The sequence below is a fragment of the Emticicia fontis genome (assembly GCF_054779675.1).
On sequence record NZ_BAAGXU010000064.1, the window covers coordinates 244,471 to 268,404 of the forward strand.

The 23,934-nt window shown below is 38.1% G+C and carries 21 protein-coding genes; 3 read left to right on the plus strand and 18 right to left on the minus strand.

Translation table 11 applies throughout. The features are described 5' to 3' along the window. Positions 1-133: 133 nt before the first annotated feature. The 4 genes from ACYVFA_RS24810 to ACYVFA_RS24825 all read right to left on the minus strand — a co-directional run bounded on the left by ACYVFA_RS24810 (position 134) and on the right by ACYVFA_RS24825 (position 2,627). Positions 134-829 carry a superoxide dismutase gene (locus tag ACYVFA_RS24810; protein ID WP_460474554.1) on the minus strand — a complete coding sequence of 232 codons (696 nt, stop codon included), beginning with the start codon at positions 827-829 and terminating at the stop codon, positions 134-136. Positions 830-908: 79 nt separating this feature from the next. Beyond that, positions 909-1,604 (minus strand): phosphoribosylanthranilate isomerase, encoded by a 696-nt coding sequence (locus tag ACYVFA_RS24815; protein WP_460474555.1) that lies wholly within the window; start codon positions 1,602-1,604, stop codon positions 909-911. A 37-nt stretch (positions 1,605-1,641) separates the two neighbouring features. Next, positions 1,642-2,256 (minus strand): recombination mediator RecR, encoded by a 615-nt coding sequence (gene recR, locus ACYVFA_RS24820; RefSeq protein WP_460474556.1) that lies wholly within the window; start codon positions 2,254-2,256, stop codon positions 1,642-1,644. Positions 2,257-2,333: 77 nt separating this feature from the next. Next, entirely contained in the window at positions 2,334-2,627 is a 294-nt protein-coding gene (locus ACYVFA_RS24825; protein WP_460474557.1) for an ATP-dependent Clp protease adaptor ClpS, read from the minus strand. A gap of 204 nt (positions 2,628-2,831) precedes the next feature. On the opposite strand from ACYVFA_RS24825, the gene ACYVFA_RS24830 reads away from it, so the two are divergent. Next, on the plus strand, positions 2,832-4,301 hold the full coding sequence (locus ACYVFA_RS24830; protein ID WP_460474558.1) for a sodium:solute symporter: 1,470 nt from the start codon (positions 2,832-2,834) through the stop codon (positions 4,299-4,301). A 67-nt stretch (positions 4,302-4,368) separates the two neighbouring features. Here the strand turns inward: ACYVFA_RS24830 and ACYVFA_RS24835 are convergent, their stop codons facing one another. Beyond that, on the minus strand, positions 4,369-5,622 hold the full coding sequence (locus ACYVFA_RS24835) for a nucleoside permease (RefSeq protein WP_460474559.1): 1,254 nt from the start codon (positions 5,620-5,622) through the stop codon (positions 4,369-4,371). A gap of 493 nt (positions 5,623-6,115) precedes the next feature. Here ACYVFA_RS24835 and ACYVFA_RS24840 point away from each other — a divergent pair, with 493 nt between their 5' ends. After that, on the plus strand, positions 6,116-6,631 hold the full coding sequence (locus ACYVFA_RS24840; RefSeq protein WP_460474560.1) for a hypothetical protein: 516 nt from the start codon (positions 6,116-6,118) through the stop codon (positions 6,629-6,631). A gap of 40 nt (positions 6,632-6,671) precedes the next feature. Here the strand turns inward: ACYVFA_RS24840 and ACYVFA_RS24845 are convergent, their stop codons facing one another. The 5 genes from ACYVFA_RS24845 to ACYVFA_RS24865 form a co-directional block, all read right to left on the minus strand. Continuing rightward, positions 6,672-10,298 (minus strand): ABC transporter permease/M1 family aminopeptidase, encoded by a 3,627-nt coding sequence (locus tag ACYVFA_RS24845; protein ID WP_460474561.1) that lies wholly within the window; start codon positions 10,296-10,298, stop codon positions 6,672-6,674. Positions 10,299-10,318: 20 nt separating this feature from the next. Beyond that, on the minus strand, positions 10,319-11,185 hold the full coding sequence (locus tag ACYVFA_RS24850) for an ABC transporter ATP-binding protein (protein ID WP_460474562.1): 867 nt from the start codon (positions 11,183-11,185) through the stop codon (positions 10,319-10,321). Positions 11,186-11,225: 40 nt separating this feature from the next. Further along, positions 11,226-11,570 (minus strand): hypothetical protein, encoded by a 345-nt coding sequence (locus ACYVFA_RS24855; RefSeq protein WP_460474563.1) that lies wholly within the window; start codon positions 11,568-11,570, stop codon positions 11,226-11,228. A 283-nt stretch (positions 11,571-11,853) separates the two neighbouring features. Next, entirely contained in the window at positions 11,854-13,107 is a 1,254-nt protein-coding gene (locus tag ACYVFA_RS24860) for a glucuronyl esterase domain-containing protein (protein ID WP_460474564.1), read from the minus strand. A gap of 54 nt (positions 13,108-13,161) precedes the next feature. Continuing rightward, the gene (locus tag ACYVFA_RS24865) at positions 13,162-14,535 is read right to left on the minus strand and encodes an aminopeptidase P family protein (RefSeq protein WP_460474565.1); all 1,374 of its coding nucleotides are present in this window, start codon (positions 14,533-14,535) and stop codon (positions 13,162-13,164) included. Between the two features lie 330 nt (positions 14,536-14,865). On the opposite strand from ACYVFA_RS24865, the gene ACYVFA_RS24870 reads away from it, so the two are divergent. Then, the gene (locus ACYVFA_RS24870) at positions 14,866-15,372 is read left to right on the plus strand and encodes a GbsR/MarR family transcriptional regulator (protein WP_460474566.1); all 507 of its coding nucleotides are present in this window, start codon (positions 14,866-14,868) and stop codon (positions 15,370-15,372) included. A gap of 98 nt (positions 15,373-15,470) precedes the next feature. On the opposite strand, the gene glmS is transcribed toward ACYVFA_RS24870, so the two are convergent. From glmS to ACYVFA_RS24910, 8 genes are all read right to left on the minus strand, one after another. Then, positions 15,471-17,309: a glutamine--fructose-6-phosphate aminotransferase gene (gene glmS, locus ACYVFA_RS24875; protein WP_460474567.1), complete on the minus strand. Its 1,839-nt coding sequence runs from the start codon at positions 17,307-17,309 to the stop codon at positions 15,471-15,473. Between the two features lie 195 nt (positions 17,310-17,504). Beyond that, positions 17,505-18,980 carry a DUF4270 family protein gene (locus ACYVFA_RS24880; RefSeq protein WP_460474568.1) on the minus strand — a complete coding sequence of 492 codons (1,476 nt, stop codon included), beginning with the start codon at positions 18,978-18,980 and terminating at the stop codon, positions 17,505-17,507. Next, on the minus strand, positions 18,889-19,698 hold the full coding sequence (locus tag ACYVFA_RS24885) for a glycogen/starch synthase (RefSeq protein WP_460474569.1): 810 nt from the start codon (positions 19,696-19,698) through the stop codon (positions 18,889-18,891). Before ACYVFA_RS24885 ends, ACYVFA_RS24880 begins: the two co-directional genes overlap by 92 nt. A 205-nt stretch (positions 19,699-19,903) precedes the next feature. Further along, positions 19,904-20,719, minus strand: a complete 816-nt coding sequence (locus ACYVFA_RS24890; RefSeq protein WP_460474570.1) for a glutaminyl-peptide cyclotransferase — start codon at positions 20,717-20,719, stop codon at positions 19,904-19,906. A gap of 83 nt (positions 20,720-20,802) precedes the next feature. Further along, positions 20,803-21,441 (minus strand): alpha/beta hydrolase, encoded by a 639-nt coding sequence (locus tag ACYVFA_RS24895; RefSeq protein WP_460474571.1) that lies wholly within the window; start codon positions 21,439-21,441, stop codon positions 20,803-20,805. A gap of 21 nt (positions 21,442-21,462) precedes the next feature. Continuing rightward, positions 21,463-22,401: a ring-cleaving dioxygenase gene (locus ACYVFA_RS24900; RefSeq protein WP_460474572.1), complete on the minus strand. Its 939-nt coding sequence runs from the start codon at positions 22,399-22,401 to the stop codon at positions 21,463-21,465. A 163-nt stretch (positions 22,402-22,564) separates the two neighbouring features. Beyond that, positions 22,565-23,143 (minus strand): Crp/Fnr family transcriptional regulator, encoded by a 579-nt coding sequence (locus tag ACYVFA_RS24905; RefSeq protein ID WP_460474573.1) that lies wholly within the window; start codon positions 23,141-23,143, stop codon positions 22,565-22,567. A gap of 6 nt (positions 23,144-23,149) precedes the next feature. Beyond that, positions 23,150-23,920 (minus strand): M15 family metallopeptidase, encoded by a 771-nt coding sequence (locus ACYVFA_RS24910; RefSeq protein WP_460474574.1) that lies wholly within the window; start codon positions 23,918-23,920, stop codon positions 23,150-23,152. Between the last annotated feature and the right edge of the window lie 14 nt (positions 23,921-23,934).

The window sequence follows — 23,934 nt, forward strand, 5'->3', positions numbered from 1 at the left end:
GGGAGTCAATTCAAGAAAGCATTAATTCATAGCAAATATAACAAAAAAATACCAGATAACAGCCTGTTTTAAGCAAAAAAGGACTTACAATATGTAAATCCTTCCCTGCTTTTTTGATATGAATACCTTATTTTCAGGCAGCTTCAAAGTTTTCGCTTACCTTATCCCAGTTCACTACATTCCAGAATGCTGTGATATAATCGGCACGTTTGTTCTGGTATTTCAGGTAATACGCATGCTCCCAAACGTCGATAGCCAGGATAGGTGTCCCTTTATCTGCTGTAACATCCATTAACGGATTATCCTGATTTGGTGTAGAAGTAATCTTCAGTTTTTTGTCTGGTCCAACTATCAACCATGCCCAGCCTGACCCAAAACGGGTAGTAGCAGCTTTGGCAAATTCTTCTTTCATTTTATCGAAACTTCCGAAAGCAGTATTGATAGCTGTAGCTAGTTTTCCGCTTGGAGCACCACCACCTTTTGGACCCATAATTTGCCAGAAGAAAGTATGATTCCAGTGCCCGCCGCCGTTATTTCTGACAGCAACCGGATATTTGCTTATATCTTTTATCAATTGTGCCAAAGGTACTTTTTCCATATCTGTACCAGCAATGGCTTTATTCAGATTATCTACGTATGCTTTATGATGACGGTCATGGTGAATTTCCATTGTCATTTTGTCGATATGTGGTTCAAGCGCATCGTTAGCATAAGGAAGAGGAGCTAATGTATACATGCCTTCAAAGCTCACAGGTTTTGCAAACACATCACCCATTTTCAGTATGAAAGAGCTTCCGACAATAGCTTTGATGAAATCTTTTCTGTTCATGGTTTATGCAGGGGATTTATGATAAATTAATCTTGATTAATTGAATTTGACTGGCGCAAATATAGAGACTTAAATTTTCTTATAGCTTATAAACTTCATTAAAAAACGTTTCTAATTTAAACAAGTCTAAGTGTCCGTTTGTTCGAACACCGCTACATAAATCTAAGCCATAGGGTTGTACGTTTTCGATGGCTGCCCGCACATTTTCAGCTTTTAAACCACCTGCCAGAAACACCGGCACTTTTGATTGCTCCACAATTTTACGGCTTAACGCCCAGTTGTGTACGCGCCCTGTTCCACCCAATTCTTTTACTGCCAGATTAGGATTGCCAGAGTCTAACAAGAGCGCATCAACCTGTTCGGCACGTGCCAATGCATCATCAATGCTTTTTTCATCAACTACATGAATTACCTGCACAATCTTAATAGCTGGTATTTCAGTCCTGAAATCAGCATAAGTGCCAGTAGAAATAGTATCAACAATCTGGATTACATTACTGTTGACCAATTTTTGGTGCTCAATAATGGCTTTGGTATCTGTACGACTGGTTAATAAGAAAGAAGCAATAGGAGGTGGGATAGTAGCCACAATCTCCCTGATTAACTCGTCTGCAATAGGGCCGGGGCCACTAGGCATTTTAGCTACTAAGCCTAAGGCAGAAGCCCCAAAACTAATGGCATCATGTGCTTCCTGAATACTACTGATACAACAGATTTTAATGCGTGGAAAACTTTTCGGTTTAGGAAAAGCATCCTTTATCTCTGGATTCGTCATTGAGTTATGAAAGTATGTGTAGTATTTTTAGATACTATTAATCATAAGCTATCCTGCTCAGAATACTTCTACCGAGTGTTACTTCATCTGTATATTCCAGATCTCCACCAATCGGGATACCTCTAGCGATTGTGCTGATTTTAACTGGATAGGCCTTGAGTTTCTTTTGCAGATAAAAAGCCGTAGTATCACTTTCCATGGTCGGACTTAAGGCAAGAATTATCTCCTGTACTTTTTCGTTCTCATCTGCTTGTTCAATACGTTTCAGTAAAGAATCAATATTAAGGTCATTTGGCCCAACACCCATTAATGGAGAAATGATTCCGCCTAATACATGATATAAGCCTCTGTATTGTGCGGTATTTTCAATAGCCAGTACATCGCGGGTATCTTCTACTACACAGATAATATTCTGATCACGACGAGGTGAACTACATATCTGACACAGTTCATCGTCAGATATATTATGGCATTTTCGACAATATGTCGTTTTAGTACGCATAGCTATCAGCGCATCAGCTAATAGCTGTGTCTGGTTTTCTTCTCTTTTCAGCAAATGCAAAACCAGTCTCAAGGCAGATTTTTTTCCAATACCAGGAAGCTTTGAGATTTCAACGACAGCGTCTTCTATTAATTTAGAGGGGAAGTTCAATGCTATTCAAACCTTTTTGGTGTAATTGATATATTGTTGTAATGGATTTAATACAATTTCTGTTAAAAGAAAATACTTTATTTCAGCATAATTTCGGCTGATATTTTTCTTCGGCAAATTTCATTTCTCATAGGAGCCAGTTCTTCAAAATCTCCTGATTTTACGCCACATTGGCCTTTATAATGGATGATAAGCGTGCATTGCTCTGCTTGCTCCGGCGAATGCTGACAAACCTCAATTAAAGTCTCAATCACATGGTCGAAAGTATTCACTTCATCATTATAGACCACCAGTTCCCACAATTTAATACTTTCAATATCTTCGATTACTTCCTCAATGACTTCAATTTCAGGATTCGGTAATGTTGCCATCTCTATACTTTTACTGATTTTAATACTAAACAATTTTATTGGTTAACGATACAATTAATAACGAAAAAACAGGGTTCTATTGATACGTATTTCGCCGATTTTTATGCTAAGATAATTCATTTTTCGCAAAGAGTCGTTTTGTTATAGCGAAAAAAGTTTTGATATTTGACCCAAATTGAAACAAACTAATAAACCTAAACATCAATGAGTTCTACGCTTGCCCTGACCATTCTTGTCGTTTACTTTTTAGTACTGATTGCCATTTCTATCTATACAGCCAGAGGAGCCGACACCAATACTTTTTTTACTGCCAACCGCCAATCGCCCTGGTATTTAGTGGCATTCGGTATGATAGGAACATCAATTTCTGGTGTAACGTTCGTTTCTGTACCCGGTGCTGTTGGAAAAATCCAATTTTCTTACTTTCAGGTGGTTTTGGGATATGCCGTTGGTTATTGGGTAATCGCTACAATACTGATGCCCATGTATTACAGGCTTAATCTGATTTCTATTTATGGATACCTTGAGAAACGCTTCGGCTTCTGGTCTTATAAAACAGGTTCAGCATTTTTCTTGCTTTCCCGCACCGTTGGTTCTGCTGTAAGAATGTATGTAGCAGTACAAGTACTGCAATTAGCGATTTTTGAAGACTTAGGTGTGCCTTTCGAATTGACAGTGCTGATTGCTATGGGTTTAATCTTTGTTTATACCTTCAAGGGTGGGGTAAAAACTATTATCATTACAGATACCCTGCAAACATTCTTTTTATTAACAGCTTTGGTAATGACTATCTATCTGATTGCCAAACAGCTAAACCTGACAGCAGGTGATGTATTAACAACTGTTACGGACAGCCCATATTCAAAGATTTTTGTATGGGATTGGGCAAATAAACACCACTTTGTCAAAGACTTTCTATCGGGAGCTTTCATAGCTATGACTATGACCGGGCTCGACCAGGATCTGATGCAAAAAAACCTTACTTGTAAAAGCATTGGTGAAGCACAGAAAAATATGTTCTGGTTTTATGTGGTATTAGTGTTTGTTAATCTGCTTTTCTTGAGCCTAGGTGTATTGTTATATGTCTATTCAGAGCAAATGGGTTTTCCTATTCCTACTAAAACTGATGATTTATATCCGTCTTTAGCTCTAGGTAATCACTTTGGTACACTGGCTGCAGTCACTTTCTTATTGGGTATCACGGCCGCTACCTATGCCAGCTCAGATTCAGCGTTAACGGCCCTTACAACCTCTTTCTGTGTAGACTTCCTGAAATTTGAAAACCGCTCAGAGAAAGAAAGACAAAAACTGAAACACTGGACACATATTGGCTTTACTGGGGTGTTTTTTGTAGTAATTATAATATTTAAAGCCCTGAATAGTCAAGAGGTAATTTCGGCAGTATTTAATATTGCGGGTTATACCTATGGGCCTCTACTGGGTTTGTTCGCTTTTGGTTTGTATAACAAACGTCCGGTTATTGATAAATTCGTTCCGTTTATTTGTATTGCCTCTCCAATCCTGACTTATCTTATAGAAGAACTAAGCATTAGCCTTTTCTCATTCGAATTTGGTTTCTCAAAACTCATGCTTAACGGCTTTATTACTTTTGCAGGTTTGTGGATATTTTCAAGCAATAAAGATAAAGAAGTAAAAGAGAGTGTATTAGCATAAATTGTCAATAAACAAAAGCGAGATAGGACTATGCTTTTTCTCGCTTTTGTTAGATATAATATCTTAATTAATGTTTTGTAACAACGATATTCTTTTCGTGCTTATGCTTAAATAAAATAGCAAAAAGCACAGCTACGATTAATGAATAAGCAGCAAATGTCAACCAGATGCCTTTCCATTCTTTCGTACCATCTGTATGAGTAAAGTAAGCCTGAATAATAAATCCACTGATTAAGCTTCCCGAAACCGCTCCAAAACCATTCACCATCATCATAAATAAACCCTGGGCACTTGCACGTATTTTCGGGCTTGTATATGTTTCAATAAACAATGAGCCAGAAATGTTGAAGAAATCAAAGGCCATTCCGTATACAATACAAGAGAGAATAATCATCCACAAACCATCTCCCGGGTTACCAAAGGCAAAAAGGCCAAAACGCAATACCCAGGCAATCATGCTGAAAAGCATCACCTGCTTGATACCGAATCTCTTTAAAAAGAAAGGAATAGCTAAAATAAACAAGGTCTCCGAAATCTGAGAAATAGACATAATAATAGCCGGATACTTAACAGCTATTGTATCTTTATAGGCATCTGCTGTAGCAAAATCATGCAAAAAAGTATCACCATAGGCATTGGTCAATTGTAGCGCAGCTCCCAGAAACATTGAGAAAATAAAAAACAAGGCAATTTTACTGTCTTTGAATAAAAGAAAAGCATTTAAGCCCAGTAGCTCACCAAAGGTCTTCTTATCTGTTTCCTTTGCCAAAGGAGGACAATTAGGCAAAGTGAATGAATAAACAGCCAATGTTATGGCTGCTCCTGCAGCAATATAAAACTGATTTGCCGAAGTCTCGTTATGTGTAAGACTAACAACCCAGAGGGCCACGACAAAACCAACCGTACCCCACACCCTGATAGGAGGAAAATCATTGACTATATCAGTTTGAGTTCTGGTTAAGATAGTATAGGCAATAGAATTGGATAGTGCTAAAGTGGGCATATAAAAGATAACTACCAACAAAATAACCCAGAAGAAATCACCTGGATTGTTTACCTCAGGAATATAGATTAGTGCAGCTGCACCTAATAAATGTAAAATAGCATATAATTTTTCGGCACTTACCCATTTATCGGCGATGATTCCTGTTAGAGTAGGCATAAATAAAGAGGCAATCCCCATGGTTGAAAAAATAGCTCCGAATTCTGCTCCCGACCAGCCTTTATTCTGGAACCAATAAGCCCCTATCGTTAGAAGCCAGCAAGCCCAGATAAAAAACTGGAGGAAATTCATGATGATAAGCCTGAACCTGATACTCATTTTAATATTGTTTTTTTGTTTGTTATGTAATTGGTAGAAAATAAGACTTGCCTAAAAGATGTTGTCAGTAATTATTACTATTTTTGAACGAACAAAGCAAACCTTAATTATTTAAGACGTATACTAAAAGTGCAGGTTGCAATAAAAAAGCAGCACTTACCGTTTTGTAAAAAATGGTCTTCTGAATCTTTAATTTCAGAGAGGCTATTTTAAAATGAGAAAGATTCCGATAATTCATATAAAGCATATCATTATAGAGTTTAGGTATAATTATTATTTTTACTAGTTTATTGATGATTTTTACCTAAGGTTTCTTATTTTGTGATTATTTTCAAGAGTTCAGCCGTGAATTAAACAAATTTTCTTGAATTGAACACATTTTGGTATGTTTTTATCTTACTTTAAATGAAAGTTATTCCTAATTAATCTGGTGAAATATTTCCTGCCCATCATATTTGTTTTGCTATTTTTCAATAATAGCCAAGGACAGCTCATGTATCGTACCCGATATACATCGGCTATTATGGTCGAAACTTTCGCCTCTAGTCCGATTATATCAATCAATTATGAATATTTACCTGTCCGTTGGAGAACCAGCTTTATGAGCCTTAGAGGAGGCATCGGGTATCTTCCGGGAGGCGGGGTAAATGAGATTAATATAAGGAATGGGGGAGGTGCTTCATTTCCTGTCACAGCTACTTATAATTTCCTTTTTAATAATCTTCGCAAACGTATTATGAATAGGGTATACGTAAAATGCAAGTCAGCCCCTTCAAGAATTGCTTCTGAACTATTCGGTGAAACGGGTCTTGGCTATACCTTTGGCGCATATCCTAATGGAGATATAAGGCATAATGGCTACTTTATCCTGGGTTTGCGGCAACAGGTAGTTTTTGATATTCCCCCGCACCCAAGAGTGCTCTTCCTAAGAGCCAATGTTACACCTTCTTATGGCTTAGGTGTATTTGAGCTAAGAGGTGGCATTAGTTTAGGGGTATCTATCAAGTAAAGAGGACTAATATAAATTAGCCCTCCTTGATGAATAACGGCTAAACTCCTTCACTCTTCTCCGCCGCTTTGGTATTATCCTCTGCATGGCGGTCTATCAACTTATTAATTGGGTCAATACCTGCTTTGGTAGGTTCTTCTTTCACAATAATTGTAAACGTATTGTTCTTCTTCGTAACCTTGTGCTTTTTCAGATACAAGAGCTTATCTTCTCCTTTTTTGTCTTTTGCATAAACGCCCACATCAATCCAGTCGCTAATGGCAATCGGCGTTTCATTGCCTGAACTATCGGCTCTGAACTTCTCATTGGTTGTAGTTATTTTAACCTCAAAGGTTTTATCTTTCAAAGGCTTGTATTCTACTTTCTCCACCTTATTCTCAAATAGAGTAATGGTCTCAAACATATCGGTAATGATATTTTTGAGCGAATCAGGTGTTTGAGCCTTGAAATATTTCAATAAATCATTGCTGGTCGGATAGCGCTTGTTTTTTGAATCAGGGCCTGGATATTGCCAATCTGTCAGGAAATTCTTTAAAGCCAGATTTACTTTTTCTTCGCCGATATAATCCTGCAAGGCAAACATAATGACTGAACCTTTGCGATAATGAATATATCCCTGCGATTCAACCATATTTAAAGGTTGTTCTTTTTTACGTTCGGTTGCACGCCCTTGTAAATATCTGTTGAGCTCATATTTCAGGAATTTCTGCATCAATTCGGGTGTAACCGTATGTTTCATTACCATCAAGGCTGAGTATTGTGCCTGTGTTTCTGATAGCATAGCATTGCCTTTCACATTAGCCTCAGCTACCTGATGCCCCCACCATTGATGCCCTAATTCATGAGCTGTTACATAATAAGGCATATCAATGTCTTCTTTCGGATCAGATACTTTCTGTATAAAACCTATCCCCTCTGAAAACGGAACTGTATTAGCAAACGATTGCGCAAACTCTGAATATCTCGGGAATTCCATAATGCGCATCTGGCGATATTGATAAGGACTGAAATTCTTAGAGAAATAATCAAAAGAAGCCTTCATTGAAGCCATCATTTTGTCCAGATTATACTCGTGGCCTTTATTATAATAAATCTCCAGATTAACATCTTTCCATTTATCTTTCTTAACCTCATATCTGGCTGATACAATCGAATAGAAATCGCACATCGGTACATCCATCTTATAGTGGAAATACTTGCGGTTATTTTCGTTCCACGTTTTTTGGAGATAACCCGGAGCGATAGCCGTCTGGTCTTTTTCAGTACCAATTACCATTTCAAAACGGATATAGTCGGCGTCGTCACCAAATAAACTCTGAGATAAGCCCACCGGATTATTCTGTTCCATCATCCGTTCTTTCTCCGGCAATTTATGTTTACGGCGGGTATCATCATCATTAATCTCATAATTTTCAGCATAACCGATAGTCGGGAAATAGAGATTATTAAAGAACGTACCATTATAAACCACATCCGTATTTCCGCCACTTGCTACAAAACCTTTAGTTTCATATCTGGTTTTGAACGACATCTTCACCGAATCACCGGGTGCTAAAGGCTTATTTAGCGTATAAATTATATACCCATATTTACTATAAGTCTTGTTTTCTTTCGCGCCACCGTCAAATTTCAGATAATCAAGCTTCATTTTATGTTCTTCGTCATTCTGAATATGCACATCGGCTAAAGTTTTATCTGTCTTATTTTTCAGCCAGAAATAGCCTTCAGCAGTAAAATTCCTGTCCTGCGGGTAAATCTCAACTTTCAGGTTAACATCAATGATTTTCGGCTGTGGTATATGCTCAAATTTCTTCAGTGCTTTTTCGTAAGCTACCTGTTTTTCTTCACCTGCTTCCCGTGTTTCATAGGTATTCAGGCGATTGGTATTATAGAATACAAAACATCCTGCGGCAATGAAAGCAATGAGTGAGAAAATACCAATAGTCAGGATAGGGCGGGTTAAACGTAACTTTCCTACTCTTAATCGGGTTTTCATCACTGCTTCCGAACCGCGAACCGCAAAAACCACTGAAAGAACAAACAAGAAAGCTACAAAGGCAAGCCAGTATAGTTTTAACCAGGAGAATCTCGTAAGAAAATGCCCGTATTTGTTCATATCTGAATAATCACGCAGACTACCACTACCAAAAGAGAATAGCGGGTGTTGAATACCTGCTGCCCCTAAGAAAAAAGTAACAAGGAAGAACACAAACATCATGGCAAAACCCACAAACTTATTATTGGCCATTACCTGCACAAAGAAAGAAAGTAGGGTATAAAGCACCAAGAAAATCAGGGTATTGGTAAAAAGTGCCTTGAAATAGAGTGAGATTTCAAAATTGAAATACCCATGACTCGCCTGAATAAGAATACCGGATAGGATAAGTATAAGCAGCAAGCCTATATAGATAATCAATAAGCCTACAAATTTGGCAAAAAGATTTACCCAGTCAGGAACAGGAGTTGCATCAACAATGAGGTGCATATTGGTCACACGCTCTTTCCAGATGATTTCGCCGGAATAGAAAACGACAATAATCAAGAAATAAAGATCGAAGCCATTCAACAGACCTATTACATTGGCCGTAATAGGGTAGGAGCTTGTACCATACATTTCATCAAAATAAAACGAACTGATAATCAAATCGGCCAGACCTACAAAAATGATGGCAATGAACGGGATTTCTCTGACAATCATTTTGGTATAAAAGATTGCCTCTTTCCAGAGTTGTTTCAGATTGGTACCAAATCCGCTGAACTGATGTACTACTGGAATACTGATAGAATCAGGTTGTATCGCAGCTTTTTCTTCTTTAATAGCTTTTCTTTTAAACAAACTATTACGAACCACATGGAAACTGAAAGAGAAATAGGTAATAATCAGAATAAGCAAGGCCACACCACACCAGATAACCCGGTTCCATAATAAAACCCCTTCCAAGGGCGCAAGCAAGGTGTTTTTCTGGGCAGGTGTCCAGTATTCTGTATAAATCTGAAAGGTGCGATAACAGAAAGGGTCTAGTAAAGCCGCAATGGTCTTGTTGTCAATATCACTTAAAATAGTATTGGTAATCTGATATAATACAAATAAGACGATCCCTTGCGTATAAATAACAATAGTCGAGCGACTTAATGCCCCGGCTGAAAAGAAAATAGCACCCTGAATAAATATATTGGTGATACCCCAGAAAATAAATGGTTGGAGATAAGACCAGGCATTAAAAGGAAGCATCTTTTTCCCTTCCCATGATGGATCCCAGGGAAGATATTCTCCAATGGCAAAACCCAGCATGAGGGCTATCCAGATGGCAGAATAAACAAAAACCATCACAACAAACGAACCCAGAAATCGGCCAAGCAGGTAATCAAATTTAGAAACCGTTGTGCTGAACATCAATGACTCCATCTTATGCTCAAAATCTCTTAGTATGGCAACGCCCATAATGGCCGAGCAGATGAAGGTCATGAAGAACGTCATGATAATAATCATGGTCGTTAAAAAGAACGGAGAGTTCTCTTTAATCTGGCCCCCGGCAACTCCTTCAAAACTTACGTATTTGGAGGTAGCAGCAGCAAAGCAAAGGATAAATAAAATCCCGAAGTATATATAAGTAGCAGGTCGGTTTTTTCTATACGAAAACTCAAACCTTAGTATTTCTCTTAACATAATCGTAACTCAAATAAGGTTTAAGCAAATATTTTTGAAAAGTATACATCTTCTAAATCACCCTCAACAGGCTCAAAAGTGCCATCAGGATTACTATCAGCATAAACATGAATAATTGGGTTTCCGGCAATCAGTTTTTCAGAAATTACCCTGAAATTCTGCTTATAATCTCCCAACTCAGCTTTAGTGATACGTTTCTCCCATATTTTACCCACAATGGCCGTCAGGGCTTCATCCGGGCTACCTTTAAACAAAACCTCTCCTTTATTAAAAACAGCCATATCCGAGCACAATTCTTTTACATCATCTACAATATGTGTTGAAAGTATTACGACTGTATTTTCGCCTAATTCAGATAGTAAGTTCAGAAAACGGTTTCTTTCAGCAGGGTCTAGTCCTGCCGTAGGTTCATCCACAATAATAAGTTTAGGATTAGCCAATAATGCCTGAGCAATACCAAAGCGTTGCTTCATACCGCCAGAGTAGCCGCCCAGATTCTTTTTGCGAGCGCTCCAGAGATTTGTTTTATGCAAAAGTGCTTCTACTACTGATTTACGCTCATTGGCATTAGTAATACCCTTTAAAACCGCTAAATGATTCAATAAGGTAACAGCATCTACCTTAGGATACACCCCAAATTCCTGTGGCAGATAACCCAGCGTCTTACGAACTTCTTCTTTCTGGGTCAGAACATTGATATTTCCGAGGCTAATTGAACCGCTATCTGGCTCTTGTAAGGTGGCAATGGTGCGCATCAGAGAAGATTTTCCGGCACCGTTAGGACCTAATAGGCCGAACATTCCCTGATTAATCGTAAGATTGACGTCTTTCAGAGCATGTACCCCATTGGAATACGTTTTGTTGAGATTCGAAATAATGAGTTGCATAATGAAGCTAAGTGTTTAGATAAAGAGGATAATATAGACCTTAATAATACGGATAAATCGGTAAATGCTGCAAAAAATTATGACAAAAGGCTATTATCAGGTTTCTACCTCCCAACGTGTAGTCAACCTGCCGGTCCCGCCAAAGTTTAGCCAGGTCGTTATATTTGATAATGGGAGAATTACTGATGTCCTGTTTTAAAAAGGTTGATACTACATACTCAACCTTTTTGAGTTCTGCTTGGGTGGCTGATACTTTTATAAACTCCTTGTTCAAAAAGGTATTCACCGTAGCGACTACCTTTTGGGAGGCTTCTGGGGCTGATACCTTGATAGTATTGTGCTCGTAGCACTTTCTTTGGCTGTACTTTTCCTTCTCTTCGTTCATAGCAATTTTATTATGCGGATGGTCTGTCAGTCGTGGATGGTTATCTCTGACTGAGCGTTCCCTAAATTTCCGACTTAAGATTGTCTTTTAAAAGTATTTGAGAAGGTTTTTGAGAAAATCAAACTGTTGGGGAGGAGATAGTGATTATGTTGTCTGGTAATAGCACAGATTGGTTAAATTTATTGTGTTGACGGCTAGTCTGAATAAAAATAGCCAGCACACGACCTACAATCGTACGCTGGCTATTTTATAAAAAATATAATCGTTTCCGCTACTTATGAATTTACTTGCTAACTACCTCCCTGGCAAATTTCAGGTATTGCTCCCAGTCATAGGCATTCATATCATGTTTGCCTGTGCGATAATGATACCGGATATAATTACCGACCGGATGATTAGTGGTAGGATGCGTATCAACCCCCAATCCTTTTTTGCCATAAAGTGCAAAGACAGGTTCGGCGTTTTTTAAAGAAAGAAATTGCCCGTTAGGATCAGCCCATTGGTCTCCTTCTGCACTGGTTACATAGATAGGGCGAGGAGCTATCAGACCAAACAACTGATGCTGGTCGAAAGGCAAAGATTGAATATTACCACTGTACGTTTTATATTTACCAGAAAACCAATGTGGGAAATTGGTATTAATTATTTCATGGGTTTCACCATACCAACGTCTTTTCAAGGCTGCACCGCCTTCACCTGATTCGTTGGAGATAAAAGCGGCAAACCTTTGGTCTTGCGCCGCAGCCCAGAAGGCCGCTTTGCCTAATCTTGAATGCCCAACCACAATCGCTTTTTTGCTATTCACGTCAACATCAGTTTCCAGATAATCCAGCATCCGGCTCAATTGCCATGCCCAGGCACCCATAGCACACCATTTTTGATTGTCTTTCATACCAATCATACCTCTTATACCCGACTTCCAGCCTTCTGCATGGTCTGGTTCAATATCTCCATAATAGGCCGTAGCCATGGCAAAACCTTTATCGATAATCATTTCTGCGGGCCAACTTTCCACCACTGCTTTACCTCTTGATGCCTCTAAAGCTTTGTGATCCTTTACTCTCTCCGGATTTTTCTGAAAATCAACCATCCAGTTTTGGGTAAGAAACACAGCAGGATCATCACCAATCGAATGATTACCTTCAAAATTCAGCCCTACAAATACTGGAGGCTTAGTTACATTTTTAGGAATATAAAGCAGGATATTAATACCGCTTAATTGCGGATAATCATCAAAAGTAATAAGCACCTGTTTGCGAATAGCTTTGCCGCCTAAAGCATTAGTATTGGTTTCAAGAACTTTATAATGATGCTTTATTGAAATAGCAGGTGTAGGGCCATAAACATTTTCAGCAAAAAGTTTAAGCAAAGCCGGACGATTGGCTTCCCATTGTTTGGCAGTGGTAATTTTTTTGCCATCAACGCCTGTGAGAATATCAGGTAGGGTATAAGGAGGGATTTTAGCCTCGTCATAATTAACATTCTGAGCCAGCATACTATGTGAGATAAGGGAAAGAATAAGGATGAGTTTTTTCATAGGAGGTATAAAAAATGAAGCACATCTTTCAAGAAAAATGTGCTTCAAGGTGTATTAATTTCTCAAATCTTCAACTTCTTCAATAGTCTTAGGAATCGGTTTTCCTAATGTCTTTTGTCCATCAGCAGTTATCAGGCAATTATCCTCAATACGCACGCCACCAAAGTCTTTATACTGCTCTAATTTATCATAATTGATAAAATCAATGAATTTTTTCTCAGATTTCCATTTGTCAATTAGCTCAGGAATAAAATAGAGTCCGGGTTCTACCGTAATCACGTATCCTTCTTCTAATTCCTTAGCCATTCTGAGCGATTTTAATCCTAATTGTGTGCTTCTTTCTAATCCCTCACGATAGCCCACATAGTTTTCTCCCAGATCTTCCATATCGTGTACATCTAAACCAATCGCATGCCCTAAACCATGTGGCATAAATAAACCTTGTACACCTTCGGCCAGCATATCGTCGACGTTTCCTTTTACAAAGCCTAAATCGCCTAATCCCTCTAATAAAATCCTATTTGCCAATAAATGCACTTCTTTGTATTGAATACCAGGCTTTAATGCTGCAATGGCAGTCAATTCCATTTTCAGGACTAGATTATATATCTCCTTTTGCTTCTCTGTGAATTTCTTGCTGACCGGAATAGTACGGGTAATATCACCAGCATAAAACATCCTGTTTTCAGCACCAGAATCATTAAGGGCTAATTTGCCTTCAGTCATGGTATTACCATGATAATGATTATGCAAAGTCTGCCCGTTTATACTAAATATGATAGGATACGCCAACTCTCCGCCAAATTCAAGGGCCTTCCCATGAATGATTGCAGCTATTTCATACTCTTTTCGTCCTGCTCTGGTTTCTTGCATCGCTGCTATATGCATTTCACGACAAATATTCACTGCCTCTTCCATCTGAATAATTTCCTCTGCCGATTTAAAGGCGCGTTGCGCAATAATAGCCTTAATCAGGTCAGCCGATGCTTTTTCTTTCAGTTGACTGACAGGGATATTCAGCCACTCGCTTAGCTTGAATTTATTTTCATAACGGTACGGTGGCGTGAAATGCACTTTTTTTGCCTTGGCCAGTTTATCGGCTAATTTTCTATAAGCTTCAGTACGATAAACTCCCACTTTACGGGCTTGGTCAGCTAAAGTCGGTTGTGGCCCAACCCAGATAATATCATCCATCGAGAACTCATCTCCGAAAATAATCTCTTCACCTGAATCTACATCTATCACAGCTGCCAGATTGGCGAGACTAATCCCGAAGTAGTATAAAAAATTACTATCCTGGCGGTAGCGATAGGTATTATCATGATAATTCATGGGTGCTTCTTCGTTGCCCATGATTAAAATCATTCCACTTCCAACTTGGCGTTTCAGGGCATTACGTCTTTCGATATAGGTCTGGGTAGAGAACATTTTTTGTTGATTTTTTAGAATACGAAATAAGCAAAATTACAGGAATTATTATATGTTTTGAAGTCAATAATTTGCGGATTTCGGGTTTTAAAAATCTTATTTTTCGGTTTTTGGCGTCATGTCGGGCAAAAAATTACCCGACATATTTGATAATTTAATATTGTAAACTATTGCTAGTCAATTAGTTATGTGTATGAATAGTTTGGTTTGATTTTTGTATTATTTTTTTCAAAATATTTTCAGAAAATTTTGAAAATTCAAAAATGTTATTTTACTTTGAGTCAATATCACTTACGTGCAAATATAAAATTATAAAAAAGAATGTCTATTATGGAGTTAAAAGAGGCAAAAGACAAGTTTATCCATACGTGGGGTACGCTTGCCACTCAGTGGGGGATTAACCGCACGATGGCACAGATACACTCACTACTTTTGCTTTCACCTAAGTCTATGAATGCCGACGAAATTATGTCAGATTTACAGATTTCAAGGGGAAACGTAAACATGAATCTTCGTGACCTGATGGATTGGGGCTTGATTTACAAGCAACTTCTGCCAGGTGAACGAAAAGAGTATTTCATCGCTGAAAAAGATGTATGGAAAGTCGCAAAGCAGATAGCTAAAGAGCGACGACGCCGAGAAATCGGACCACTGATTGAGGCAATGCAAGATTTGAAAGAGGGAGTAAAACCCGATACTGCTGAAAAAGAAGAGTTCTTGAAAATCGTGAATGATATTAGTACCGTGTCAGTATTCGCTGATAATACCCTCACATCATTATTAAAAGCCGACGAAAACTGGCTGATAAGCAGTTTTGTCAAGGTTTTTAACAGATAAGTTTATCGCTCTTATGAGCCATGTTTTTTTGGAGTTTTGAGCTTAAGCAGTAATCATCTCATAGATAGACGATTACTGCTTTTTATTTATTCACTGTTTTACTCCACAGTTACCGACTTAGCCAGATTTCGTGGCTGGTCAACATTTCTGCCTCTTAATACAGCGATATAATATGAAATCAATTGCAATGGAATAGAAGTAAGCAAAGGAAGTAATAAGTCGTTCGTTATTGGTACTTCTATTACAAAGTCTACCATTTTAGGAATCAAAGTATCTCCTTCTGTCACGATAGCAATTACACGACCTTTACGTGCCTTTACTTCCTGAATATTAGATACGATTTTCTCGTAAGAATTATCTTTTGTTGCAATAAATACGACAGGCATATCCTCGTCAATCAAGGCAATCGGGCCATGTTTCATTTCAGCGGCAGGATAACCCTCAGCATGGATATAAGAAATTTCTTTCAGCTTTAATGCTCCTTCTAAAGCCACAGGGAAGTTTAACCCACGACCTAAGAAAATGAAGTTTGAAGCAAAGGTAAAAAGTTTAGAAATATCTTTAATCTTCTCAGCACTTTTCAGAATCTTTTCTACTTTGGCAGGGATAGCATCCAGGCCGAATAATAACTCACGATATAAATCCTGGCTGATAGTGCCTTTTTTATGCGCTGTGGCGATAGCAATCAAGCTTAATACAGTTACCTGTGCCGTAAAGGCTTTCGTACTTGCTACCCCGATTTCCGGGCCCGCATGGGTATAAACTCCGGCATGAGTGATACGGGCGATAGAAGAACCTACCACATTACAAACGCCCAGGATAATCGCACCTTTTGATTTAGCCAGCTCTAAAGCAGCCATGGTATCAGCTGTTTCACCTGATTGTGAAATGGCAATCACAATATCGCCCTCTTTGATAATCGGGTTTCTATAACGAAACTCAGAGGCATATTCAACTTCTACATTCACACGAGCTAATTCTTCTAAAAGATATTCGCCCACTAAACCCGCGTGCCATGAAGTACCGCAGGCTACAATTACGATTCTATCCGTTTTTGCAATTTTGTCAAGATAATCTCTCAGACCACCTAATAATAAAGTGGCATCATCCAGATTAATACGACCTCTCATCGAATCTGCAATGGAACGTGGTTGCTCGAAAATCTCTTTCAACATGAAATGATCGTAGCCACCTTTTTCAATTGCTTCCAATTCCAGCTCAACTGTCTCTACATAAGGCGCAATATCTTCATTTGCCAGGTTTTTAATGATCAGTTCGTTATCTTTTACGATAGCAATTTCGTAATCATCCAAATAAACTACTTCTTTTGTATACTCAATGATAGGAGTGGCGTCAGAAGCAAAGAAGAATTCGTTTTCACCTACACCAATTACCAAAGGACTACCTTTACGGGCAGCTATCAATTGAGTTGGGTTTTCTTCATCAATAATCACAATCGCATAGGCACCTACCACCTCATGAAGTGCAATTCTGACCGCCTCTTCCAGATCACAATACATATTGGTCTGAATATCTTCAATGAATTTAATCAGTACTTCGGTATCAGTGGCACTCTCAAAAGCATATCCTTTGTTGATTAAACTTTGCTTGATAGAAGCGTAGTTTTCGATAATGCCGTTATGAATGATAGCTAGTTTTCCATTGGTCGAGTAATGCGGGTGAGCATTAATGTCATTAGGCTCACCGTGTGTAGCCCAACGAGTGTGGCCTATGCCTATTCGGGCTAATAACTCTTTGCCCTTTAATTCATTTTCTAAATCTGAAACTTTGCCTTTTTTCTTGTAGACTTTTAATCCATGGCCATTTAATAGTGCTATACCAGCACTGTCATAACCGCGGTATTCTAATCTTTTGAGACCTTTGATAATAAGAGGAGCAGCTTCGCGATGCCCAACATAAGCAACAATTCCGCACATAGTTTTTGAAAAGTTTTAAGTAGAATGTTAGTTTTCTATGAATAAAGAAGTTTTTAATTGAAATAATCCAATAGTTGGACTCATAGTTATCCAAATTTATGAAAAAAATACAATAAACAAATAAAAAAAGAGGAGATTTCGGTCTCCTCTTTTCCTGAAAAAAATTATACGATTTTATCTTTTTACTATACGATTTTATTTTTTACCTGAGTAATATACATTCAGCTTAATATTTTTGAAAACCGCTCTGGACACATTATTATTATAAAGGCCAATAGAAGTTGCGCCTGTAGTAGAGTTTGTACTAAGAATACTTGGTACAATGGCAATGCCATCGGTCGTTTTTCGGTTATTAATCAGTTCCTGAATATAAGAAGTAAAGTTAAACTTGTAGTTGTTGTTGGTAGTGCTATAATCAGATACATACTGAGTACCAGAGGCAACATCAAGTGCGACAAAATCTTCTATATTATTGGTTTTTTTCAAGCGATTATCTTTCCCAATCTCAACTAAGGCAATCTGAATAGGCGGAAAGAAATTACCCGTAGTGGCGTCTAAGTCTGGCTCAAGAATTAACTCCGCTTTATTAATGGCTACATTGTTACTGCCAACCTTTAATAAATTGGCTAGTGTCGGGAATGATACCTTAGTGGTAATCCCGGCGCCTGTCTGAATATAGGTTTTATTGCCTGTTAACTCAGCCGGAATTGACTGAAACTGTTTAATATCCTGTAAAACTTTCCCTTGTCGATTCGTTTTGATATTACTAAAGCGCGCTCCAAGAAATGACAATGGAAGCCCACTTGCAACCGTATCACCCGGAATATGATAAAAAACCACCGGATAAGTAGTACCAGCTGTCAATGAAAGCCCATAAACATTTTCAGCACTCTGATTGGCTGTAAAAGCAAATCCCTTGACAGCAGCTGTAAATTTATCAATACTTCTTCCTTCTTCTTTATTGGCGTAGGCAAAAATCTCCTGTCCAACGGCATCAGGAATCTTAAACTTAATTAAACTATCTATCGTACTAACGGTAGCACGTTTAAAATCTTTATGAGTAAGTACCTTACTAGCCAATGGAGTTTGATTATAACCCATAGTTTCATCATTAAGGTATTTCTTGTTCTTAACAAAATCCTCTGTGAGGCGATGGATATTTAATGTAACAGGTTTGGTAGTGTCGCCATAAGTAAACCCGTTATGGACTACATATACGTACATAGAATCATATACCGCCTTCATTGAATCGGCCGAAGCTACACGAAACGGATAATAGGTACTTGTAGTTCCATCAAAAGGTAGGGTTATCTCAGCGAATGCGGCGGCAGATACCTCACCAAAAACAGGATCTTTATAATGTCCTACAACTACTCCGGTTTGCTCAGATGTTGCGATTGAGTCAATCATAACCGTTGACCGGGTTACCGTAAGTGTATCGGTAAAAGAGGTGGAAAACTGGCCTCCGTTCGAAGGCGTATCAACCGCGATATTAATAGGGTCTTCACACGAGAAAAAGAAAGCGGAAAGTAGCATAATGGCTACGTTCCGCATCTCCAATGTGAAATTCCTGCTATTTTTATGGAACGAGTTCTGTGTAAAGATTAAAGTACGTTTCAGTAACGTCGTCGTCTTCAATACCTGCTTCAATTTTGTTAGCGTTAATTTCATTCAATAATGTACTTAATTTTTCGTTCATATCCTCGTTAGCTTTTACTACCGAGTCGGCATATTGACAACCTATTTTAATGAATCCTTCAAAGTCCGCCGTGCGCAAATGAGCTAGTGCTTCGTCTGAAACGTCCATAGCTTTTGCTTTCTCCAGAATATCTTCGTCGAACTTATGCTCGAAAGCGTTGTTATAAATAGTGAAAACTGACTTAGTATCCTTGAAAACCGGATCGTTTTTATAAGTAGTTTTAAGATACAGTGGAATCAGAGCAGTCATCCAATCAGTGCAATGTACGATGTCCGGAGCCCAACCTAGTTTCTTCACAGTTTCCAGAACTCCTTTACAGAAAAAGATGGTTCTTTCATCATTGTCGTCATAGAAACTTCCCTCTTTATCTAAGAAAACGTATTTTCTGTTGAAATAGTCTTCATTGTCTAAAAAATAAACCTGCAATTTTGCACTTGGGATAGAAGCCACCTTGATAATCAATGGTTTTTCATCTTCTCCCACAGTAATATTGATTCCTGATAATCTCACAACTTCGTGAAGACGGTTTTTACGCTCATTGATTGAGCCAAAACGCGGAATCAGGATTCGGATTTCCATGCCTCTTTCTTGCATGGCTTGCGGAAGTTTACGAAGAAATTCTGCTACTTCTGAAACTTGTAGGAAGGGATTTATTTCACTTGCAACGTACAGAATACGAAGTTTACGCATATCGATAAAAATAATTTATTGGGAGTGTCTTCCAAAAAAGTATGCAAAGATACGAAAAAAACTAATAATTTGTATTAAAATCTTTCAAAAACAAATCATTAACCCTGATAAATTATTGTAAAGTTCCGATTGGTAAATATAAAACAGTCTCTTGTTCCTTCTTTAAAGAGCATTTGCTAAATCTCTTCCAAGTTTCTGAAAACGCTTAGTGACTAAAGTCAATTTCATAAACTTTTGGCCACATCTTTCCGGTTACATACACTTTGCTGGTAGTAGAGTCAAACGCAATTCCATTCATCTCCAAAGACCTCGCATGTTGGGTTTTGGCATCTGCCGCTAAAGTGCCTAAATCTATCTTGCCTATTACATTTCCGGTAGCTGGATCAATCTTGATTATCTCGTTGGTTTGCCAGATATTGGCGTATATGAATCCTTTAATATACTCCAATTCATTTATCTGTTCTTTAGCATAACCGTTTTCTCTTACCGGAAGTGTCTTGATCACTGATAGCGTATTCGGGTCTAAATAAGTGAGGTTATAAGTGCCATCGCTCATAATCAACGATTTCCCGTCAGTAGTCAAGCCCCAACCCTCGGCGTTGTTAAAACTGAAATCTTTAATTTTTTTAAAAGTCTTTAAATCATATACGAAGCCCACTTTTGACCGATAAGTGAGCTGATATACCTTATCGTTCAGAATAGCTATACCTTCGCCGAAATACTTCGCTTTATCAAGATTTACTTTCCTGTCTAATTTTCCGGTCTTTAAATCAAGAATACCAATCACAGAAGAGGTCTCGGACAATTCATCCGGTGAACCTGTGCTTTCAAAAACCTGATTGTTATGTACTAAAAAACCTTCGGTAAAGGCAGTGGTATCGTGAGGGAACGAATTAACCAGTTTAAACGGAATAGAAGGAACGCTCGCAGTGCTATTGGTGGTATCGCTTGATTTTTCAGTGTTATTGCAAGAAAAAAGGATAATAGCCAGAATATAAGTTCCGAGTAGTTTCTTTATCATGATTTGGATTAGGTAATCTTTCCGCAAATCTAAAAAAACTATTTTAACCCGCTACTATATCCTTGCTATTATCCCTTTACATTTTAACGATTATTAACAAAGTTTTCTTTATACCAGTCAACCGACTTTTGTAAATCCTCTCTGGTCAGTTGATGCCCTGTTGGCATATTATAACTTGCCACATTAAACCCTGCGTTTTTCAAAATTTCCACATACTTAACCGTATCCGCCTGATTAACTGTAGGGTCAACCAGACCATTACTCATAAATACGGGCGTATTTTTTGTGGTCTTTAGAGTAGAGTCAATGCTTTTAAAAGGCTGCATTGGTCTGTACAAAATAGCACCAGCCAGAAAATCAGGATATAAAACCAGAGTGCTACCTGCTATATTGGCACCATTCGAATAGCCCAAGGCTATAATTTGGGTGCTATCAAATCCTTCTTTTTCAGCCAGACCTTTAATAAAATCTACCATTTCGTGTGTACGAAAAGTTAAATCCTGTTCATCAAATATGCCCATGCCTAAGCGTTTGAAAAAACGAGGCATGCCATGCTCCAGCACATTCCCCCTTAAACTCAGAATATTGAAGTCTTCGCCAAATTCTTTGGCAATGGGGAGCAGGTCTTGTTCATCACCACCAGTTCCATGCAGGAGCAAAAGTGTATTTGCTCCTGCATTTTTGGCTGGCTGATAAATATATTTTAATGCTTGAAAATCCATAATATTTATCAATTTTTTGAATTAATCCAATTTCACTAAATGCTCCTCAATCTGTTTTCTACGTGGTTCATACTGTGCAGGTAATTTCAGATTAGTACCTAATTCTTCTAAAGGCTCATCAACCGTGAAGCCTGGATTATCAGTCGCGATTTCAAATAATACCCCACCTGGTTCTCTGAAATAAAGTGAGTGGAAATAATTACGGTCTATCTGCGGCGTTATATGAAACCCTAATTTTTCTATCTTATCATGAAACGCCATCTGTGTAGCATCGTCTTTTACTCTGAAAGCAATATGATGTACTGTACCACCGGCCCCTACACCCCTGGCTTCATTAGGTAGTTCAACCAAATCAATAATATTGGCAGTAGCTACGGCATCAGTTGCATATCGGTAACGATTAGCTTCTTGTCCAATCAGTTTATAACCAAAAACCTCTGTTAATACCATTGCAGTAGGTTTAATATCATTAAGCGTAATAGTAGTATTATAAAAACCTCTGGTGGCTACATCTGCTTTTACCTCTTCGGTTTCATAAGGTTTTCTGGTATCAGGTGTTTTTGGAACAATCAATTCCAGTTTCAAACCATCAGGATCAAGAAACGTAAGATATTTTTCGCCAAACCTTTCAGAAGGTTTGTTATAAATTACATTATATTTTTTGAAACGCTCTACCCAGAAATCTAAGCTTCCCTCAGGAACTGCATATCCGATTTCAGTGGCCATTCCTGCACCACGTTTGCCTTGTCTCACTGCACTTCCCCAAGGGAAGAAAGTAAGAATAGTTCCTGGATTTCCTTCTTCATCACCGAAATAGAAGTGATAAGTTTGAGGATCATCAAAGTTTACGGTTCTTTTAATGAAACGTAAGCCTAAAACTTTTGTATAAAAGTTGAAATTGCGTTTAGCATCGCCAGCGATGGCTGTAATGTGGTGGATACCTAAAATTTTATTTTCCATTGTCATAGTTTTTTAGAATTCAAAAAATGCTTTATCTCAAATCTCAACATCTTTGTTGCTGATTTGATGATACAAAATTGCACCCTTAAAAATTCAAAAACATTGAACTAGGACAAGAAATGAAGAATGTGAGAATATTTGATGTAGAAAAATCTGGGCCTGATTATTTCTTCGCCAACTTAGTCCTCACCTTACTCAAAAACTCAGGAGAGAATCCTAAATAAGAAGCAATATAATGCTGCGCCACTCTTTGCGGAATAGTCGGATAACGTTCAATAAAATCAAGGTATTTTTCTACGGCTGTAGTAGCAATGGTCTGGAATAAACGTTCCTGCAAACGGGTAAGATTGCGTTGCACCATCAATCTGAACATTCTTTCAAATTTAGGTACTTGTGCCAGGAGTTTCTCTTTCGTTTCGGGTGTTAGTATAAATAACTCACAATCTTCTAAGGTCTCAATAAACATCCGGCTGGGCTTTTGCTCATGAAAACTGGCAATGTCGCTTACCCACCAGTTTTCAATGGCAAATTGTAGTGTTACTTCCGCCCCCTTATGATCTATATAATAGGTACGGATACACCCTTTTCTGATAAATGCTTCAAACTTGCATATTTCACCCTCTTGCAACAGAAAGGTTTTCTTAGCAATCATTTTATGTTGAAGTAAAGAGTTGAAGAACTTTACTTCTTCAACGTCACAAAGTGTGTATCGGTTTATATAGGCGTTAATCTCTTCAAACATGAATCTTTATTCTATAATCTTATATAATTCTTTGGCTTTGGCACGTGAGATAGCATTAAAGTGCCACCACTCACTGTCTATACGCATATACCCTGCTTGCTGCATGGCATTGCGTAAAACCAATCTATTGGCAATTTGCGCTTTAGTCAGTCTGCCTTCTTTTAACATCTGGTCTTCATAAATTGGGTAGGCCAGATCTCCGAAATAATCATATTTTGTACCCATATCCAAAGGCTTCTGAGTAGCTGTATCATAAACAGTCAAATCAACAGCCGAACCAAAATTATGAATGGACCCTGAGTCTGGGTTGGCTACAAAATCTGCCCTTTTTACAGGAGGAATAGTGTCTAGCAATGCCCAGAATTTACGTTGAATGGTTAAAGGTCTGGAACTATCATAAACCAATAGTCTATAATTAGGATATTTACTTTGTAGGATTTTACTTGCTTTGGCAAGCATTTCAGCAGGCTTTTGCTGCATATAGGCACGAGTCAAGTCGCCATATACATCTGTATGAACAAAATTATCAGTAGTTGAATATTTCAATTCTACCATAATAGTTGAGTCAATAGTCTGTAAATTCACCAGACCCTGGTCTATCATTCTTTGTTCTAATTCAGGAATTTTGTTTTCGTCAACCGTCGCAACTGTATCTTGAACGATAGTTGTAGAATCTACCTTTAAGCTATCAGTAGTTTCAGTTTGGGTTTGAGAGGTACAGCTCGCGAGCAGGAGCGAAACGCTTGTGATTCCTAAAATTAGCCCTAGTTTTGTCATAGAAATGATTTGTT

Excerpts from the sequence above, each read along its gene's own strand:
- ACYVFA_RS24835 (WP_460474559.1), bottom strand. The coding sequence starts at position 5,622 with ATGAGTATCAGGTTCAGGCTTATCATCATGAATTTCCTCCAGTTTTTT.
- ACYVFA_RS24855 (WP_460474563.1), bottom strand. The coding sequence starts at position 11,570 with ATGAACGAAGAGAAGGAAAAGTACAGCCAAAGAAAGTGCTACGAGCAC.
- ACYVFA_RS24880 (WP_460474568.1), bottom strand. The coding sequence starts at position 18,980 with ATGAAATTAACGCTAACAAAATTGAAGCAGGTATTGAAGACGACGACG.
- ACYVFA_RS24850 (WP_460474562.1), bottom strand. The coding sequence starts at position 11,185 with ATGCAACTCATTATTTCGAATCTCAACAAAACGTATTCCAATGGGGTA.
- ACYVFA_RS24895 (WP_460474571.1), bottom strand. The coding sequence starts at position 21,441 with ATGGATTTTCAAGCATTAAAATATATTTATCAGCCAGCCAAAAATGCA.
- ACYVFA_RS24825 (WP_460474557.1), bottom strand. The coding sequence starts at position 2,627 with ATGGCAACATTACCGAATCCTGAAATTGAAGTCATTGAGGAAGTAATC.
- ACYVFA_RS24905 (WP_460474573.1), bottom strand. The coding sequence starts at position 23,143 with ATGTTTGAAGAGATTAACGCCTATATAAACCGATACACACTTTGTGAC.
- ACYVFA_RS24810 (WP_460474554.1), bottom strand. The coding sequence starts at position 829 with ATGAACAGAAAAGATTTCATCAAAGCTATTGTCGGAAGCTCTTTCATA.
- ACYVFA_RS24815 (WP_460474555.1), bottom strand. The coding sequence starts at position 1,604 with ATGACGAATCCAGAGATAAAGGATGCTTTTCCTAAACCGAAAAGTTTT.
- ACYVFA_RS24845 (WP_460474561.1), bottom strand. The coding sequence starts at position 10,298 with ATGTTAAGAGAAATACTAAGGTTTGAGTTTTCGTATAGAAAAAACCGA.
- ACYVFA_RS24890 (WP_460474570.1), bottom strand. The coding sequence starts at position 20,719 with ATGATAAAGAAACTACTCGGAACTTATATTCTGGCTATTATCCTTTTT.
- glmS (WP_460474567.1), bottom strand. The coding sequence starts at position 17,309 with ATGTGCGGAATTGTTGCTTATGTTGGGCATCGCGAAGCTGCTCCTCTT.
- ACYVFA_RS24870 (WP_460474566.1), top strand. The coding sequence starts at position 14,866 with ATGGAGTTAAAAGAGGCAAAAGACAAGTTTATCCATACGTGGGGTACG.
- ACYVFA_RS24900 (WP_460474572.1), bottom strand. The coding sequence starts at position 22,401 with ATGGAAAATAAAATTTTAGGTATCCACCACATTACAGCCATCGCTGGC.
- ACYVFA_RS24865 (WP_460474565.1), bottom strand. The coding sequence starts at position 14,535 with ATGTTCTCTACCCAGACCTATATCGAAAGACGTAATGCCCTGAAACGC.
- ACYVFA_RS24830 (WP_460474558.1), top strand. The coding sequence starts at position 2,832 with ATGAGTTCTACGCTTGCCCTGACCATTCTTGTCGTTTACTTTTTAGTA.
- ACYVFA_RS24910 (WP_460474574.1), bottom strand. The coding sequence starts at position 23,920 with ATGACAAAACTAGGGCTAATTTTAGGAATCACAAGCGTTTCGCTCCTG.
- ACYVFA_RS24885 (WP_460474569.1), bottom strand. The coding sequence starts at position 19,698 with ATGCGTAAACTTCGTATTCTGTACGTTGCAAGTGAAATAAATCCCTTC.
- ACYVFA_RS24840 (WP_460474560.1), top strand. The coding sequence starts at position 6,116 with ATGTATCGTACCCGATATACATCGGCTATTATGGTCGAAACTTTCGCC.
- ACYVFA_RS24860 (WP_460474564.1), bottom strand. The coding sequence starts at position 13,107 with ATGAAAAAACTCATCCTTATTCTTTCCCTTATCTCACATAGTATGCTG.